Below are 17851 nucleotides of genomic sequence, written 5' to 3' on the forward strand. Positions count from 1 at the left end.
CTTTGTGCAAACAAAGTTAAGTGCCATCGGCACGGCAGGAGCCAAAAAAGCAATCAAGATTGAACGCCCACACTTATCGGTTGTTGGAACACAAGCCAGGTGGCTAGCTCACAAGAGTTAGCTGCGTGGAATGGGTCTGTAGCTCAGCTGGTTAGAGCACTGTGTTGATAACGCAGGGGTCGTTGGTTCGAGCCCAACTAGACCCACCATAGATTCCAACGGATTAGAGGTTGAGCTTATGCCGCTTTAGTTAGTCGATGATTGACTAGAGCCAAGCAGTGCGAGGCGTCTGGTGCGAAGCACACTGATGTGTGTGAGCAGCGGGCAACGAAGCAATGCGCCGGCTATAGGCAATCAGGGGGATTAGCTCAGCTGGGAGAGCACCTGCTTTGCAAGCAGGGGGTCGTCGGTTCGATCCCGTCATCCTCCACCAATACTTTTACTGATAACTTATCACTCAACACCAAAGCGGTTTCGCAAGAGACTGTTTTGTTGTTGATTCCGGATTCCCGGATCAAACGGCTGTTCTTTAAAAATTCATAGAGTCGAAAATCAGCGTTGCTGGTGGAAACTGCACATTCGTAAAGGTTTAGTGCAGACCGTGCCACCAGCAACAATTTGATTGCGTCAAAACGAATGAAACTTTGCGAGAGCAATTTTATTCAGTAATGACGAATATTCTTCAAGAATGTGGATCTGGGCGACCAGGTCTACAGCAAAGATATTCACATTACGGCATAACGCGCGAGGTGAGAGACCTCGCAAAGCAGTTGCTTGGGTTCTTGGCTTGAGATCTAGAGATAGATGTCAAAGTTATAGGGTCAAGTGACTAAGAGCATGTGGTGGATGCCTTGGCGATGATAGGCGACGAAAGACGTGATAGCCTGCGATAAGCTTCGGGGAGTTGGCAAATAAACTTTGATCCGGAGATTTCTGAATGGGGGAACCCACCTAGCAATAGGTATCGGCAACTGAATACATAGGTTGTCGAAGCGAACCTGGAGAACTGAAACATCTAAGTACCCAGAGGAAAAGACATCAACCGAGATTCCGATAGTAGTGGCGAGCGAATTCGGAAGAGCCTTGCAGTGATAGTCAGTGTGTTAACAAAACGGAATGGAAAGTCCGGCCATAGTGGGTGATAGCCCCGTATGTGAAAACGCATTGGTGGTACTAGGCTGCAGACAAGTAGGGCGGGGCACGAGAAACCCTGTCTGAATATGGGGGGACCATCCTCCAAGGCTAAATACTCATCATCGACCGATAGTGAACAAGTACCGTGAGGGAAAGGCGAAAAGAACCCCGGGAGGGGAGTGAAATAGATCCTGAAACCGCATGCTTACAAAAAGTCGGAGCCCTTAGGGGTGACGGCGTACCTTTTGTATAATGGGTCAGCGACTTACATTCAGTGGCAAGCTTAACCGAATAGGGAAGGCGTAGAGAAATCGAGTCCGAATAGGGCGACAAGTCGCTGGGTGTAGACCCGAAACCAAGTGATCTATCCATGGCCAGGATGAAGGTGCCGTAACAGGTACTGGAGGTCCGAACCCACTAGTGTTGCAAAACTAGGGGATGAGCTGTGGATAGGGGTGAAAGGCTAAACAAACTTGGAAATAGCTGGTTCTCTCCGAAAACTATTTAGGTAGTGCCTCAAGTATTACCTGCGGGGGTAGAGCACTGTTTAGGCTAGGGGGTCATGGCGACTTACCAAACCTATGCAAACTCCGAATACCGCAGAGTACAGCTTGGGAGACAGAGCACCGGGTGCTAACGTCCGGACTCAAGAGGGAAACAACCCAGACCGCCAGCTAAGGTCCCTAAAACGGGCTAAGTGGGAAACGAAGTGGGAAGGCTAAAACAGTCAGGATGTTGGCTTAGAAGCAGCCATCATTTAAAGAAAGCGTAATAGCTCACTGATCGAGTCGTCCTGCGCGGAAGATGTAACGGGGCTAAGCCAGTTACCGAAGCTGCGGATGCACAGTTTTACTGTGCGTGGTAGGAGAGCGTTCTGTAAGCCTGTGAAGGTGTCTGGTAACGGATGCTGGAGGTATCAGAAGTGCGAATGCTGACATGAGTAGCGTTAAAGCGGGTGAAAAGCCCGCTCGCCGTAAGCGCAAGGTTTTCTACGCAACGTTCATCGGCGTAGAGTAAGTCGGCCCCTAAGGTGAGGCAGAGATGCGTAACTGATGGGAAACGGGTCAATATTCCCGTACCGATGTGTAGTGCGATGTGGGGACGAAGAAGGTTAGCTCAGCCAACTGTTGGATATGTTGGTTCAAGCCTGTAGTCGTGCTCGGTAGGCAAATCCGCCGGGCTAAGATGAGGGGTGATAACGGGTCTGCTTGCAGACGAAGTGAGTGATACCCAGCTTCCAGGAAAAGCCACTAAGCTTCAGCTACACACGACCGTACCGCAAACCGACACTGGTGCGCGAGATGAGTATTCTAAGGCGCTTGAGAGAACTCAGGAGAAGGAACTCGGCAAATTGACACCGTAACTTCGGGAGAAGGTGTGCCCTCAGTAAGTGAAGTTGTACAAACGGAGCTAAACGGGGTTGCAAAGAATAGGTGGCTGCGACTGTTTAATAAAAACACAGCACTCTGCAAACACGAAAGTGGACGTATAGGGTGTGACGCCTGCCCGGTGCTGGAAGATTAAATGATGGGGTGCAAGCTCTTGATTGAAGTCCCAGTAAACGGCGGCCGTAACTATAACGGTCCTAAGGTAGCGAAATTCCTTGTCGGGTAAGTTCCGACCTGCACGAATGGCGTAACGATGGCCACACTGTCTCCTCCTGAGACTCAGCGAAGTTGAAATGTTTGTGATGATGCAATCTCCCCGCGGAAAGACGGAAAGACCCCATGAACCTTTACTGTAGCTTTGTATTGGACTTTGAACAGATCTGTGTAGGATAGGTGGGAGGCTTTGAAGTGAGGATGCTAGTTCTCATGGAGCCAACGTTGAAATACCACCCTGGTGTGTTTGAGGTTCTAACCTTGGTCCATTATCTGGATCGGGGACAGTGCATGGTAGGCAGTTTGACTGGGGCGGTCTCCTCCCAAAGCGTAACGGAGGAGTTCGAAGGTACGCTAGTTACGGTCGGACATCGTGACGATAGTGCAATGGCATAAGCGTGCTTAACTGCGAGACTGACAAGTCGAGCAGATGCGAAAGCAGGACATAGTGATCCGGTGGTTCTGTATGGAAGGGCCATCGCTCAACGGATAAAAGGTACTCTGGGGATAACAGGCTGATACCGCCCAAGAGTTCATATCGACGGCGGTGTTTGGCACCTCGATGTCGGCTCATCTCATCCTGGGGCTGTAGTCGGTCCCAAGGGTATGGCTGTTCGCCATTTAAAGAGGTACGTGAGCTGGGTTTAAAACGTCGTGAGACAGTTTGGTCCCTATCTTCCGTGGGCGCTGCAGATTTGAGGAAGCCTGCTCCTAGTACGAGAGGACCGGAGTGGACACACCTCTGGTGTATCGGTTGTCACGCCAGTGGCATTGCCGAGTAGCTATGTGTGGAAGAGATAACCGCTGAAAGCATCTAAGCGGGAAACTCGTTCCAAGATGAGATCTGCCGGGGGCTTGACCCCCCTGAAGAGTCGTTCTAGACCAGGACGTTGATAGGTTGGGTGTGGAAGCGCAGCAATGCGTTAAGCTAACCAATACTAATTGCTCGTGCGGCTTGACCCTATAACTTTGATTGGCCCCGCCCTTAGATGGGGCCCAATGCAAAGAACACTGCAACTGCAGTTATGCCCAAAGCGCAATCAAATTTAGCTGATAAGACTCTATGAATTCGCTTCAAAAGCAGCAATGCCCTGATCGACCGATCAGCGCAAAGCCGCCAAGGAGCAAAAAGTTATGCCTGATGACCATAGCAAGTTGGTACCACTCCTTCCCATCCCGAACAGGACAGTGAAACGACTTCGCGCCGATGATAGTGCGGATTCCCGTGTGAAAGTAGGTCATCGTCAGGCTTTTATACTGATCAACCCCTCTACTCCTCCGAGTAGAGGGGTTTTTCTTTTGGCCGGCACCATCTGGTACCCTTCCCAAGCCTCCGGCTGACTATGTTTTGCGCTTCAGCGCTGCCCCGGCAAGCACCTTCGTGCACGGCTGGATGCCGGTGTTTGGCACAATAGCTGGTTTGTGTTTTCAAGGACTGCTATGACCGAGCAAAGCTGTCTGCGCCAGGCGCAGCGCCGCCGTTTGCTGCATCTATTGGCGCTGCTGGGCGGTGCCGGTGCGGTGTCTCCGGCTTTGGCGCTTTCGCTGGCCGATCTGAGCAATACCGATGCCAGCCAGGGCATCAAAGCCGCGCTGACCCAGGGCGCGCAGGTGGCGGTGTCCCAGCTGGGTCAAAGCGGGGGCTTTTTCAACAACCCGCAGTTGCGCATTGCGCTGCCAGGCTATATGGGTGAGGCGGCCAAGATGATGCGCCGCTTTGGCCAAGGCCGCTATGTGGATGAAGTGGAGCAGGGCATCAACCGCGCGGCCGAGCTGGCTGTGCCTATGGGCAAGGATGTGCTGCTGGATGCGGTGCAGCGCATGACGCTGGACGATGCCAAGCGGATCCTGAGTGGTGGTGACCACTCGGTGACCACCTTCTTTATGGAAAAAACACGCCAGCCTTTGACGCAGCGCTTTTTGCCCGTGGTGACCCAGGCGACCGGCCAGGTCGGTGTGGTGCAGCAGTACAACCAGCTGGTGGGCAAGGCATCGAGCTTTGGGGTGTCCAGCGGTGCGCTGGACCTGAACCAATATGTGACTGGCAAGACCCTCGACGGTTTATACGCCGTGATTGGTGAGCAGGAGCGCGCGATTCGCCAGAACCCGCTGGGCAGCGCCAATGCCGCCGTGCGCAAGGTTTTTGGAGCGCTGCGCTAAGCCATGGCGAAGAAACCCCCATCGCCCGCGCAGCCCCCCCTCTGCCCTTGTGAATCCGGTGCGGCCTACAGCGCCTGTTGCGGCCGCTTTATTGCCGATTTTGAGGGTACTCCGGCACCGGATGCCGAACATCTGATGCGATCGCGCTACAGCGCCTTTGTGCGGGAGGAGCGTGCCTACCTGCTGGCCACCTGGCATGCCTCGACCCGCCCATCGCAGCTCGATTTTGAGCCGCAGTGCCGCTGGCTGGGCTTGCAGGTCAAGGCCTTTGAGCTGCTAGATGACAGCCATGCCGAAGTGGAGTTTGTCGCCCGCTACAAGCTGCAAGGGCGCGCGGTGCGCCTGCATGAGCGCAGCCGCTTTGTGCAGGAGCAAGGCCGTTGGTTTTATCTGGATGGTGACCAATTTTGATCGCCACCTGCAATTTTTCGAGGATCCCAAAATGAACCCCAATGCAGGCTTTGAGGCCATGCTGTTTGATTGCGATGGTGTGTTGGTGGACAGCGAAGTCATCACCAACCGGGTGCTGTGCGCGATGCTCAACGAGGCGGGCTGGGTGCTGTCGTCCGAGGATTGCCTGCAGCTGTTCATCGGCAAAATGGTGCGCAGCCAGAAGGACTTGATCGAGGCGAACACCGGCAAGCCGCTGACCGATGCCTGGATGGAAGAGTTCTATGCGCGCCGCAATGTGGCGCTGGAGCAGGATGTCAAAGCCATCGAAGGCGCGGTGGAGGCCATCCAGGCCCTGCATGCCCAGTTCAATGGGCAGATTGCCTGCGCCTCGGGTGCCGACCGCAAGAAGATCGTGATGCAGCTGCGCATTGCCGGTTTGCTGCCCTATTTTGAAGGGCGCATTTTCAGCGGCCATGAGATGCCGCGTACCAAGCCTTTCCCGGATGTCTACCTGGCCGCGGCTGCCGCGCTGGGCGCCGATCCCCAGCGCTGCCTGGTGATTGAAGACAGTGTGACCGGCACCCAGGCCGGCGTGGCGGCCGGCGCTACCGTGTGGGCCTACCACCCGCCAGCGCATGCAGTCTGCTCGCAGGCCGATCTGGCGGCAGCCGGTGCCAGCGAGTTCTTTGAACACATGGCCGATCTGCCCCAGCGCGTGGCCCGCGCATCGGCGCTAGCTGCCTGAGCTTTAAGATCCGCCCCAGACGCAAAGGCGGACACTGAAGCGACAGGCCGGATGCCAGGCTGCACCTAGACTTTTCGTCTGGTTGTGCCACCTGGAGTTGTTATGGGGCCTGTGCATGAGTGGGATGCAGCGTTTGACTTCATCATTGTCGGTGCCGGCATGGCCGGCTGCATCCTCGCCAACCGCCTGAGCGCATCGGGCCGCTTCCAGGTCTGTCTGCTCGAAGCCGGCCCACCCGATCACCACCCCTACATCCATATCCCTGCCGGCTTTATCAAGGTTGGCTACAACCCGCGCTACACCTGGCCTTTCAAGACTGCGCCCGATGCCGCCACCATGGGCCGCCAGGTGGTCGCGCAGCTAGGCCGCACCTTGGGCGGCTCCAGCGCTGTCAACGGTTTCAACTATGTGCGTGGCCAGGCCCAGGACTATGACGACTGGGCGGCCCAGGGCGCCACCGGCTGGTCCTATGACGAGGTGCTGCCGTACTTCAAGCGCTCGGAGCGGCGCCTGGCCATCTGCGATGTGAACTACCGGGGGCTGGAAGGCGAGTTGCCGATCACCGACTGTGACTGGCGCCACCCGCTGTGCGATGCCTTTATCGCCGGTGCGGCCAGCCAGGGCATTCCCTCGGGTAAGGACTACAACGCCGGCAAGCAGGAGGGCGCTGGCTATTATCAGCGCTGGATCCACCGGGGCTGGCGGGTCAGTGCTGCCAAGGCTTTTTTGCGACCGGCCAAGGGGCGCGCCAATCTGCGGGTCATCCCCCGCGCCCAGGTCAGCCGCCTGGTGATGGAGGGCACGCGCGTTGCCGGTGTGGAATACGCGGCCGAGCCCGGCGGCCCGCTGCGGCGCCTGCAGGCCAGCCGCGAGGTGGTGGTGGCGGCCGGTGCCATCAATTCGCCCAAGCTGCTCAACCTGTCCGGCCTGGGCGATGCACAGCGTTTGCAGGACCTGGGCATTGCCGTACAGCAGCACCTGCCGGGTGTGGGCCAGGGCCTGCAGGACCATATGATGCTGCGCTCCATCTTGCGGGTGCAGAACGCGCCGACCTTGAACACCACCGCCCGGGGCTGGCGGCTCTGGGGCCAGGTGGCGCGCTGGCTGGCTGGTAAACCCAGCATTCTGGCCATCAGCCCTTCGGTGGCCTATGCGTTTTCATCGGCGCAAGCGCCAGGCGGCCGGGCCGATTTTCAGTTCCATTTCTCACCGGGCAGCTATGCCTCCGGCATTGCCGGCCAGCTCGATGATTTCCCCGGCATGACCCTGGGCTTTTACCAGCTGCGGCCGCAGAGCCGGGGCCATGTGCGCCTGGCCTCGGCCCATGCCTGGGACAGCCCGGTGATCCAGCCGCACTACCTGCACGATGAGGCCGACCAGCGCCTGGTCGTCGAAGGCCTGCGCCAGGCCCGTCGCCTGCTGCACAGTGCCGCCTTGGCGCCCTATGTGGCCAGTGACGAGGCGCCGTCCTCCCAGCTGCAATCGGACGAGGAACTGCTGCAGTTTGCCCGTGAGCGGGGCAGTACAGCCTGGCACTTCATGGGTACCTGCCGCATGGGCGCAGCCGGCGATGGCCAGTCCGTGGTCGACCCCCAACTGCGCGTGCATGGCATCACCGGTTTGCGGGTGGCCGATGCGTCCGTGATGCCGGCCATGCCCTCGGGCAATACCGGCGCGCCGACGATGATGATTGCCGAAAAGGCCGCCGATCTGCTGCTGGCCGAGCACTGCCACTAAGGGGTTGTAGTTACGAAATCTTACCTAGGAGAAACCCAGAAGAGCGTTTGCGGCATCCGCCGCTATATTGAAGAAGACAAGGGCCTCGTGCGTGCGGTGGAGGCTGACCAAGAGATTTGACAACAAAGCAAGGAGACAAACATGAACAAGCTCGTCTATCGTTTGACGAAGGCTGCGGCGCTGGTGGCTAGCACTTTGGCATTTTCGGCCCAGGCCCAGGACATCAAGATCGGCTACACCGCCGACCAATCGGCCAGCGGCGTGGCCGAGCTGGGCATCTCCGGCCGCTGGGGCTTTGAAGCCGCTATCGAGGACATCAACAAAGCCGGCGGCATCATGGGCCGCAAGCTGGTCGGGGTGGTGCGCGATGACCAGGGCACTCCGCCCAAGGCCATCCAGACCGTGCAGGAGCTGATCGACAGCGAAAAGGTCAGCGGCATCGTGGGCCCGGCCAACTCTGGCAATGCGCTGGCCTGGCTGCATATTCCGCAGCAAAAGAAGGTGCCGGTCATCGTGCCGATTGGTACCGCCACCGAGATCACCACGCGCTACGCCAAGGAGCCGCAGAACTACCTCTACCGCATCTCGATGGTGGACCGCGAGCAGGTCGCGCTGCTGGGCGCCTATGCCGTCAAGGCCTCGAAGGACAAGAAGATCGCCATCCTGGCCGATTCCACCGGCTACGGCCAGGGCGGCATCAAGGATGCGACCGAGATTCTGGCCTTGCACGGCATCAAGCCAGTGGCCGTCGAGAAGTACGGCCCCAAAGACACCGACATGACCTCGCAGCTCAACAAGATCAAGGCGGCAGGAGCTGACACCGTGATCATCTATGGCATTGCCGACGGCGCCGCTCAGGTGCTGCGCAGCATGGAGAAGATCAACTACATGCCCGTCACCTTGGGCACCTGGGGCAACCTGAGCTCTTTGCTGCCCAAGATGGCAGGCACCAAGCTGGCCGAGCACCTGATCATGGCGGCTTCGACGACCGAAGACACCTCGGCCAAGACCAAGGCCCTGGGCCAGCGCGTGCGTGTGAACTTCCCGACCCTGACCACCTTCCCCTGCGCCGCCCAGGCCTATGACTCGGTGATGCTGCTGGCCGCTGCGATGAAGCAGGCCAACAGCACCGATGGCGAGAAGGTCGCTGCTGCGCTGGAGAACCTGAACAGCACCGAAGGCGTGATCAAGACCTATGACAAGCCCTTTAGCAAGACCAACCACGAAGGCCTGAGCGTGGGCGACTTCTACCTCGCCCGCTGGAAGGGCAGCGACGTGGTGCGCTTTGAAGACAGTGTCTACAAGTCGCTCACGCCAGCGGATCTGAAGAAGTAAGGCATCGACTCGTCAGGCCTGCGCCCGCCCCATGCGGCGCGCAGGCCTGGTTTTTTTAGCGGCAATGTGTCTGGGGTGCGTATGCTGGATTCGATACTGCAGGCGGTCTTTAGCGGGCTGGCCTTGGGAAGTATTTATGCCTTGGTGGCGGTGGGTTTCAACATCACCTTCAACACCACCAAGACCTTGAATTTTGGCCAGGGCGAGTTCCTGGTCGCGGGCGCGTTTGTCGCGGTCTCGGCGCTGCTGCTGCTCGCCGGCAAGAACATCACCGACAGCCTGCTGCCCGCCGATGTCAGCCTGTGGCGCTATGTGCTCAGCCTGGTGGGCACGATGGCCGTCCTGGCGCTGCTGGGCCTGCTGCTCTATTACGCCGCCGTGCGGCCCTTTGTGGGGCGCGGCGGCATGGCCTGGGTGATGAGCACCATCGGCTTTGGCATCATCATCCAGAACACGGCGCTGGCCATCTGGGGCCCGGCGCCGCTGGTCATGCCCTCGCCGCTGGGTAGCGAGGTGCTGCGCATCGGCAATGCCGGTGTGCTGCCCCAAGAGGTGCTGGTGCTGGTCTGCAGCGTGGCCGTGCTGCTCGCGCTCGATTATGTGATGCGCCACACCCGCATCGGCAAGGCCGTGCGCGCGGTGGCGCAAAGCGGCAGTGCAGCCACCCTGATGGGCATCAATGTGACAGCCATCGTCGTGCTGGCCTTTGTCATCAGCTCCAGCCTGGCGGGCCTGGCCGGTTTGCTGATTGCGCCCATCACGACGGCATCGGTATTCATGGGCATGACCTTGGCGCTCAAAGCCTTCTCCTCGGCCATTCTGGGCGGTCTGACCAGCCCACGCGGCTGCATGCTGGGCGGCTTTGTGCTGGGCCTGATTGAGGCCCTGGTTGGCCTGTGGCAGGCGGAGATGCGCGAGATCAGCATCTTCTTGCTGATCATCGTGGTGCTGGTGGTGCGGCCCCAGGGCCTCTTGGGCCAGAAGATCGTGGAGAAAGTCTGATGAACAGCGAGATCAAGCACTACGGCTGGCTGGCCCTGGTGGCGGCGCTGGTGGCCGCCATCCCGCTGATGACCAGCAACGACTTCTACCTGCGCATCGTCTTTCTGATCGGGGTCAACTACATCGCCGCCTCGGGGCTGAATGTGCTGGTGAACTACACCGGCCAGAAATCACTGGGCCATGCCGGCCTGTTTGCCGTGGGCGCCTATGCGGTGGCCCTGCTCACCACCCGCTGGGGCTGGAACCCCTGGGCCGCCTTTGCAATGGCCGGTGTGCTGGCCGGGCTGTTTGGCGTGGTGATTGCGCTGCCGGCGCTGCGCGTCAAAGGGCCGGCGCTGGCGATGGTCACCATCGGCTTTGGCATCGTCGTCGAGAAGGTGGTCTCGGAATGGCAGGATGTATTTGCCGGCCAGCAGGGCATCTATGGCGTGGTGCCCTTGAAGCTGGGCGACCAGATGTTTGCCTCCTCGCACTGGGTCTGGTTTGTGCTGGCTCTGTGCGTGGTGCTGCATGTCATGTTCCGCCACCTGCTGGCGGGGCGTTTTGGCCGCGCCTTCATGGCCGTGAACACCGCCGAGGTGGCGGCCGAGAGCGTGGGCGTCAGCGTCTACAAGTTCAAGGTGCTGGCCTTTGTCATCAGTGCCTTCACCTGCGGCATTGCCGGCGCGCTGATCACGCAGCAGAACCAGTACATCAACTCGGACTTCATCACTTTCAATCTGTCGGTCTTCTTCCTGCTGGTGGTGCTGTTTGGTGGCAATTCCGTCTACGGGCCGCTGCTGGGCGCTGTGGTGTTGACCCTGCTCGATTCGCTGTTGTCGCGCTGGCCGGGTGTGCAGCATTTCACCTATGGTGCGCTGCTGCTGTTTGCGCTGTACGCCATGCCCAATGGCCTGGCCGGCACATTGCGCAGCCTGGCGCGCAAATACGCACCGGGCCTGCTGCCCACGCCGCAGCTGCCGCAGGATCTGCCGGCCTGGCAGCTCAAATCGGCCGCGCCGCTGGCCAGCACCGGCGCAGAAGGTTTGCTGGACGGTCGCGGCATCTACAAGGCTTACGGCGGCGTGGTGCCGACCAATGAGGTCGATCTATGCATCAAGCCCGGCCATGTGCATTCGCTGATCGGGCCCAATGGCGCGGGCAAGACCACCTTGCTCAATATCCTGTCGGGCATTGTGGTGCCCGAGCGCGGCTCCATCCAGTTTGCGGGCCAGAGCATCGTCGGTGTCTCGCCCAACCGGATTGCCCGCATGGGCCTGGGCCGTACCTTCCAGAACCTGCGCCTCTTCAGCGATATGACCGTGCTCGACAACGTCAAGGTCGGCTTGCATGCGCATATCCAGGCTGGGTTCTTTGCCAGCCTGATAGGGGTGGGCAAGGCCCGGCGCGCTGAGCTCGCTGCGCGGGATGAGGCGCTGCAGATCCTTGACCGCCTGCAGCTGCGTGACAAGGCGCTGCATACCGCCGGCAGCCTGCCCTATGGCCTGCAGCGCCGGCTGGAGCTGGCCCGCGCGCTGGCCACCCATCCGCGTTTGCTGCTGCTCGATGAGCCGGCCGCCGGCCTCAACCCGCAGGAGACGCAGGAGCTGATCCAGGTGATTGCACGCATCCGCGATCTGGGCATTACCGTGCTGCTGATCGAGCACCACATGGACCTGGTGATGGCTGTGTCCGACCACGTGATCGTGCTCGACTACGGCCAGAAGATTGCCGAGGGCACACCCCAGCAGGTGCAAAGCAACCCGCGCGTGATTGCCGCCTACCTGGGCAGCGATGATGAAACCGAGGACAACGCGATGAACGGAGGCCCCCATGCCTGAGCAAACACCATTGCTGCGTGTCGAGGCGCTGGAGCTGCACTACGGTGCCGTGCAGGCGCTCAAGGGGGTGTCGCTGCAGGTGCATGCCGGTGAGGTGGTCACCATCATCGGTGGCAATGGCGCAGGCAAGAGCACCCTGATGAAGGCCATCTCGGGCCTGGAGCCCACAGCGGCGGGCCGCATCGAGTTCCTGGGCCAGGACATCACCCGCATGCCCGGCCACCTGCGTGTGCCCTTTGGCATTGCCCAGTCGCCCGAAGGCCGCCAGGTGTTTGCCGACCAGAGCGTGCATGACAACCTGCTGCTGGGCGCCTACCACCGCAAGGATGGGTCCGCCGCGATTGCCGCCGATGTGGAGCAGCAGTTCAACACCTTCCCGCGGCTGCGTGAGCGCCGCGCGCAGATGGCCGGCACCATGTCGGGCGGCGAGCAGCAGATGCTGGCGATTGCGCGCGCGTTGATGTCGCGGCCCAAGCTGCTGCTGCTCGATGAGCCCTCGCTGGGCCTGGCGCCGCTGATCGTCAAGGAGATCTTTGCGATCGTGCGCCAGCTCAAGGCGCAGGGGGTGACCATCTTGCTGGTCGAGCAGATGGCCAACCAGGCGCTGGCGGTAGCTGACCGCGCCTATGTGCTGGAGACGGGCCACTTCACCCTGCAGGGCGCCGCGGCCGATCTGCGGCGCGACCCCAAGGTGCGTGCCGCGTACCTGGGAGCCCATGCATGAGCGCGCCGGCAGCCGACCATTTTGACTATGTGGTGGTCGGCAGCGGCGCGGCCGGCGCCATCGTCGCCGCCCGCTTGGGCGAGGATCCTGCGCTGCGCATCTGCGTGCTCGAAGCCGGCCCGCCCGACCACAGGCCCTACCTCAAGCTGCCGGCCGGCTTTATCAAGGTGATCTTCAATCCGGCGGTGGCCTGGCAGTTCAGCTCCGAGCCGACGGAGCGCACGGGAGGGCGGCGCATTCCGCTGCCCCAGGGCAAGACCTTGGGCGGCTCCACCTCCATCAACGGTCTGGTCTACAACCGGGGCCAGCGCGAGGATTTCGATGGCTGGGCGGCGCAGGGCAATGCGGGGTGGTCCTATGACGAGGTGCTGCCGTACTTCCAGCGCAGCGAGCATTTTGTCGATGGCGGCGATCCGGCACTGCGCGGCCACAACGGCCCGCTCAAGGTCAGCCTGCCGCACTGGCCGCACCCGATTTGCGAGGCCTTCCTGGAGGGCGCTGCCGAGCAGGGCCTCGCGCGCAACCCGGACTACAACGGCGCCTACCAGCAAGGCGTGGGCTATTTCCAGCGCAGCATCCACAACGGCTGGCGCATGAGCACGGCGGGCTGCTTTCTGCGCCCAGCGATGCGGCGCCGCAACCTGGATGTGCGGACCGGCGCGCAGGCGCTGCGCATTATGGTCGAGGACGGCCGCGCCTGTGGTGTGGAATACCTGCAAGATGGCGTGCGGCGCCAAGTGAGGGCGCGGCGCGAGGTGGTCGTCAGCGCCGGCGCCATCAACACGCCGAAGCTGCTGCAGCTGTCGGGCATTGGCGATGGCGAGCGGCTGCGCGCGCTGGGCATTGCCACCCAGGTGCATTTGCCGGGCGTGGGTCAGCACCTCAAGGACCATTTCTCGGTGCGGCTGGTCGCGTCGGTCAAGAACGCCACCACGATCAACGAGCTGGCGCGTGTGCCGCGCCTCTGGGGCCAGGCCTGGCAATGGCTGCGCGGCAAGCCCAATATTCTGCAGCTCAGCCCGTCCGTCGTGCACTGGTTCGCAGCCTCGCAGCCAGGGCTCGCGCGGCCCGATCTGCAAGGTGTGTTCTCCCCGGCCAGCTACCGCGAAGGCTATGTGGGCCAGCTCGATGTGTTCCCAGGCATGACCTGCGGCGTCTGGCAGCACCGGCCGCAGAGCATGGGCACGGTGCAGTTGGCCTCAAGCGATCCGCTGGCCGACCCGGTCGTGCAGCCGCGCTATCTGGACGACGAGGGCGACCGCCAGACCTTGATCCGAGGTGTGCGCCAGGCCCGGGCCTTGCTGCAGAGCCAGGCGCTCGCGCCCTACCGGGTGGACGAGGTCATGCCCGGGCCGCAGGTGCAGTCCGATGACGAGATCCTGGACTTTATCTACCGCTACGGTGTCTCGTCCTACCACCTCAACGGCACGGCGCGCATGGGGCCCCGCCCCGAGGCAGGTGCCGTCGTCGATGCCCAGCTGCGCGTGCATGGGCTGCAGGGGCTGCGGGTGATCGATGCCTCGGTGATGCCCGAGATCACCTCGGCCAACACCTGCGCGGCCACGATGATGATTGGCGAGAAGGGCGCCGACCTGCTGCGCCGCGCGGGCTAGGCAGCCGGCCCGCCTTCCAGCACTAGCAGCGGGCCGAGCGCCATTAGCGCTTTTTGTGCGCCCGCATGTCCAGCACCTGGGGCAGGCTGCGCACATCCTGGCCTGCCGCCAAGATCCGGTGCTTCTGGATCTTTTGCGTGCCGGTGGTGGGGATCTCATCGGTGAACCACCACCAGCCGGGCACCTTGTAGTAGGCCATCTCTTGCTGGCAGAACGCAAACAGCTCCTGGCAGATGGCGGTGCCGGGCGCCACGCCGTCCGTCAGCACAATGCTGGCCAGCACCTCCTCTTCGCGGATGTCATCGGGCGCGGCCAGCACGGCCACCTGGTGCACCTTGGGGTGGGACAGCAGCACGGCTTCCACCTCGGCCGCGGCAATGTTCTCGCCGGAGCGGCGGATGATGTTCTTGCGCCGGTCCATGAAGTGCAGCAGGCCATCGGGGTCCTGCAGCACCACATCCCCGGTGTGGAACCAGCCGCCTTCCCAGGCCTTGGCGGTGGCCTCGGGGTTGTCCAGGTACTCGCTGAAAAAATGCTTGCGCGGGGTCTCGGCCGAGTAGCGCACCAGCATCTCGCCAGGCGTGCCGGGCGGCACCGGCTGGCCGCTCTCATCGGCCACCAGTACCTCGAGCCCCGGCGCACCACGGCCAAAGGAGCGTGTGCCTACCTGGCGGTCGTCGCCATGGTCAGAGATGGTGCGCACCACCTCGGTCATGCCCCACAGCTCGATCAGCGGAAAGCCAAAGCGCTGCTCGAAGGCGGCATGCAGCTGCGGCTCCACCCCTGCGCCATAGCCAAAGCGCACGCAGTGCTGCTTTTCCCAGTCGGACGGCGGCTGCTTGAGCAAGAGCGGAATGATCACGCCCAGGTAGTGGACGATGGTGGCGCGGCTGCTGGCAACCTCTTCCCACCAGCGGCTGGGCTGAAAGCGGTCGGTCTGGACCTGGCAGCCGCCGGTGAGCAGCATGCAGTAGAACGACAGGATGGATGCGTTGACATGGAACAGCGGCAGCGGGTTGAACAGGCGCTCGCGGCCTTCCTGGATCGACACATGGCCGGGGTGGGATGCATACCACTTGCCAGCGGCCAGTTCATAGGCATGCGAGAGCACACAGCCCTTGGGCTGGCCGGTGGTGCCCGAGGTGTAGAGGATGCTTGCTGGCGTGTCGGCGCTCAGGCTGCCCGAGGGCTGCGAGCGGGCCGGCGGCAGCGTGATCGCACTGCCATCTTGCGGATCGGTGCAGACCAGGGCCGGCTGGTTGCGCGTGTCCTGCAGGGACTGCTGCAGTGCCTCCAGCCGCTCGGGCAGGCAGACGACCAGGTCCAGCTGTGCATGGTCGATCAGGTAGTTCAGCTCGCGGCGCTTGTAGTCGGGGTTGATGGGCACACAGCAGATGCCCAGGCTGTTCATCGCCAGCTTGTGCCAGAGGTGCTCGGGCCGGCTTTCCAGAAACAGCCCCACGCGGTGGCCCACGCCATAGCCCGCGGCCTGGTAGCGGGCCTGCAGCCGCGCGATATGGGCGCCGGCCTGCGTGTAGCTGAACTCGCAGCCCTCGGGCAGGTAGCTGCGCTTGGGATTGGCCGGCACCGCCAGCAGGCTGTGCTCGGGGTAGCGCGCAATGGCGGCCTGCAAGGCCTGGCCGATGGTGGTGTGGTCGGTGATGGCGATCATGTCGGAGGACTTCAAAGCAGGGTCAGGGCCGGATCAAGGGCGACGGAATGGGGTCGATCTGCTGGTCCAGCGCGGCCTGCTTTTCGACCTCCAGGCTGCGCAGAAAGGCGGCGCGCTGCTGCAGGTGCATCCAGTAGTGCTGGGTGGCCGGCCCCCATTGCGAGGACATGCCCAGGTAGTCCGACAGCATCAGCGCATAGCCCACGGCCACATCGGCCGCGGTAAAACGGCCTGCGCAGAGGTAGGGCAGTTCGGCTGGCATGGCCTGGGCGGCGGTCTCCAGCGCGCGCAGCCGGCCCAGAAACCAGCGCGCATAGTCTTCTGCGACCTGGGGCTGGCGCCGCACGGCAGGCTCAAAGAACTGGTAGCGCAGCACCAGGGTCTGCGGAAAGGTCAAGGTCGTATCGGACATGTACAGCCAGTTCAGGTAGCTGCCATAGGCGGGGTCGCTGGGCTGCACGTCCAGGCGCTGCGCCGGGTCGCGGCTGGCCAGGTACTGGCAGATGGCGGACGACTCGGTCATGCGCGTGTCGCCGTCGATCAGCAAGGGCACGGTGCCCAGGGGGTTGAGTGCCAGGTAGTGCTTGGCCAGTGCGCGGGGCGGAAAGGGCAGCATCTGCAGCTGGTAGGGCAGGCCAAGCTCTTCCAGCATCCATAGCGCGCGGAACGAGCGCGCGCTCACACAGTGGTACAGCTCGATCACGGCAAGTCTCCATCCGATGTTGTGCCGCCATCTTGGCACGAATGGATGTACGTGGCTGCCCTGCAGGTGTCAGCCAGGTTGCAAATCGGGCCGGTCTCAGGCCAGCATCGGCTGCGCCTCAGGCCGGCGGCCGGGTGCTCTTGCGGTATTCGGCCGGGGACATGCCCATCCAGGTGCGAAAGGCCCGGATAAAGCTCTTGTCGTTGCTGAAGCCTGCCAACTGCGCGATCTGCTTGATGGGCCGGTTGCTGCGGTGCAGCAGAGTCAGCGAGCGTTCGCGCCGCACCTCGTCCTTCAGGGCCTGCAGCGATGCGCCCTCGTCCTTGAGCTGGCGGTGCAGGGTGCGCAGTGACAGGTGCAGCTTGGCCGAGAGGCTGTCGGCGCTGTGCATCGCCGAGGGATCGGCAGCCAGCAGCTGGCGCACGCGCTGCACCATCAGCCGGTCGCGCCGGTAGGGGCGCACGGTCAGCGGCAGCGCGCGCTGCAGCATGCGCTGCAAGGCCGCCTCATCGCGGGCAATCGGCAAGGCGAGATAACGCGCATCAAACTGCATGCGCGTGACCGGCGCGCCAAACTGCACATCGCCGGGGAAGAGCAGCGCATACACATCGGCATGGGCGGGGGCCTCGAACGGAAAACTCACCTTGAACAGCGGCAGCGACGAGTCGACAAACCAGCTCGACAGCCCATGCATATTGCGCAGCATGGACACGAGGCAAAACTCGCGCAGCTCGCCCAGGCCCGTGTGCTCGATGATCTCGACCGTGGCCGTCTCGCCCTGCACCTGCAGGCTGAGCGCCAGGTCATCGGTGAGCAGGCCGTGGTGGCGGCACCAGCGCTTGAGCGCCACCCCCAGGTTGGGGCTGGTGAGCGAGGCGCGTGCCAGCATGCCATAGCTGCCCCAGGGCAGGCGCCGGCTGAACCAGCCCAGCGCCTCGTCATCTAGCTCCTGCATCGCCGCATCCGAGAGCGTTTCAAACTGCAGTGCGGTGATGCCGGGGCCGTCCTTTTCAACCGCCAAGGGATCGATTTGCGCCAACTGCAGCGCTCGGTCCGCACTCAGCCCCCGGTGCTGGTAGGCCCGCGCGATGGCCCGGACAAAGGCCATGGGCGTAACGGCGGGATGGTGCACGACGGCAGAGGAGGGCAGCGGTTTGGGCATGGAGGGTGGGGTTTAAAAAGCGCCAAGCATGGCCATTGTACTGGCGACAT

The 17851-nt window shown here is 62.0% G+C and carries 12 protein-coding genes, 2 tRNA genes and 2 rRNA genes; 13 read left to right on the forward strand and 3 right to left on the reverse strand.

Annotated elements, in window-relative coordinates:
• The first annotated feature begins 132 nt into the window (after window positions 1-132).
• The 13 genes from ACPEE1_RS04635 (at window position 133) to ACPEE1_RS04695 (ending at window position 14264) form a co-directional block, all read left to right on the forward strand.
• Window positions 133-209: transfer RNA gene (locus ACPEE1_RS04635), tRNA-Ile, on the forward strand.
• Between the two features lie 148 nt (window positions 210-357).
• A tRNA-Ala gene (locus ACPEE1_RS04640) sits at window positions 358-433 on the forward strand.
• Window positions 434-819: 386 nt separating this feature from the next.
• A 23S ribosomal RNA gene (locus ACPEE1_RS04645) occupies window positions 820-3698 on the forward strand.
• Between the two features lie 174 nt (window positions 3699-3872).
• A 5S ribosomal RNA gene (rrf, locus tag ACPEE1_RS04650) occupies window positions 3873-3985 on the forward strand.
• A 190-nt stretch (window positions 3986-4175) separates the two neighbouring features.
• The gene (locus ACPEE1_RS04655; RefSeq protein ID WP_312988728.1) at window positions 4176-4895 is read left to right on the forward strand and encodes a DUF4197 domain-containing protein; all 720 of its coding nucleotides are present in this window, start codon (window positions 4176-4178) and stop codon (window positions 4893-4895) included.
• 3 nt (window positions 4896-4898) lie between these two features.
• Window positions 4899-5306 (forward strand): YchJ family protein, encoded by a 408-nt coding sequence (locus ACPEE1_RS04660; protein WP_312988729.1) that lies wholly within the window; start codon window positions 4899-4901, stop codon window positions 5304-5306.
• Window positions 5307-5337: 31 nt separating this feature from the next.
• Window positions 5338-6033: an HAD family phosphatase gene (locus ACPEE1_RS04665; protein ID WP_312988730.1), complete on the forward strand. Its 696-nt coding sequence runs from the start codon at window positions 5338-5340 to the stop codon at window positions 6031-6033.
• Between the two features lie 102 nt (window positions 6034-6135).
• On the forward strand, window positions 6136-7770 hold the full coding sequence (locus ACPEE1_RS04670; RefSeq protein ID WP_423935385.1) for a GMC family oxidoreductase: 1635 nt from the start codon (window positions 6136-6138) through the stop codon (window positions 7768-7770).
• Between the two features lie 141 nt (window positions 7771-7911).
• Window positions 7912-9105: an ABC transporter substrate-binding protein gene (locus tag ACPEE1_RS04675; RefSeq protein WP_116926540.1), complete on the forward strand. Its 1194-nt coding sequence runs from the start codon at window positions 7912-7914 to the stop codon at window positions 9103-9105.
• Window positions 9106-9186: 81 nt separating this feature from the next.
• Window positions 9187-10107, forward strand: a complete 921-nt coding sequence (locus ACPEE1_RS04680; protein WP_116926539.1) for a branched-chain amino acid ABC transporter permease — start codon at window positions 9187-9189, stop codon at window positions 10105-10107.
• Window positions 10107-11927: an ABC transporter permease subunit gene (locus tag ACPEE1_RS04685; RefSeq protein ID WP_116926538.1), complete on the forward strand. Its 1821-nt coding sequence runs from the start codon at window positions 10107-10109 to the stop codon at window positions 11925-11927. Before ACPEE1_RS04680 ends, ACPEE1_RS04685 begins: the two co-directional genes overlap by 1 nt.
• Entirely contained in the window at window positions 11920-12651 is a 732-nt protein-coding gene (locus ACPEE1_RS04690; protein ID WP_182343634.1) for an ABC transporter ATP-binding protein, read from the forward strand. The genes ACPEE1_RS04685 and ACPEE1_RS04690 overlap by 8 nt, the downstream gene beginning before the upstream one ends.
• Window positions 12648-14264, forward strand: a complete 1617-nt coding sequence (locus ACPEE1_RS04695) for a GMC family oxidoreductase (RefSeq protein ID WP_116926536.1) — start codon at window positions 12648-12650, stop codon at window positions 14262-14264. The genes ACPEE1_RS04690 and ACPEE1_RS04695 overlap by 4 nt, the downstream gene beginning before the upstream one ends.
• A 43-nt stretch (window positions 14265-14307) precedes the next feature.
• Here the strand turns inward: ACPEE1_RS04695 and ACPEE1_RS04700 are convergent, their stop codons facing one another.
• From ACPEE1_RS04700 to ACPEE1_RS04710, 3 genes are all read right to left on the reverse strand, one after another.
• Window positions 14308-15936 carry an AMP-binding protein gene (locus tag ACPEE1_RS04700; protein WP_182343630.1) on the reverse strand — a complete coding sequence of 543 codons (1629 nt, stop codon included), beginning with the start codon at window positions 15934-15936 and terminating at the stop codon, window positions 14308-14310.
• 22 nt (window positions 15937-15958) lie between these two features.
• The gene (locus ACPEE1_RS04705) at window positions 15959-16639 is read right to left on the reverse strand and encodes a glutathione S-transferase family protein (RefSeq protein ID WP_116926534.1); all 681 of its coding nucleotides are present in this window, start codon (window positions 16637-16639) and stop codon (window positions 15959-15961) included.
• Window positions 16640-16757: 118 nt separating this feature from the next.
• Window positions 16758-17801, reverse strand: coding sequence for an AraC family transcriptional regulator (locus tag ACPEE1_RS04710; RefSeq protein WP_230770387.1), 1044 nt, complete (start codon window positions 17799-17801; stop codon window positions 16758-16760).
• Between the last annotated feature and the right edge of the window lie 50 nt (window positions 17802-17851).

Source organism: Comamonas sp. 23 (genome assembly GCF_049601575.1).
GTDB lineage: Bacteria > Pseudomonadota > Gammaproteobacteria > Burkholderiales > Burkholderiaceae_C > Comamonas > Comamonas squillarum.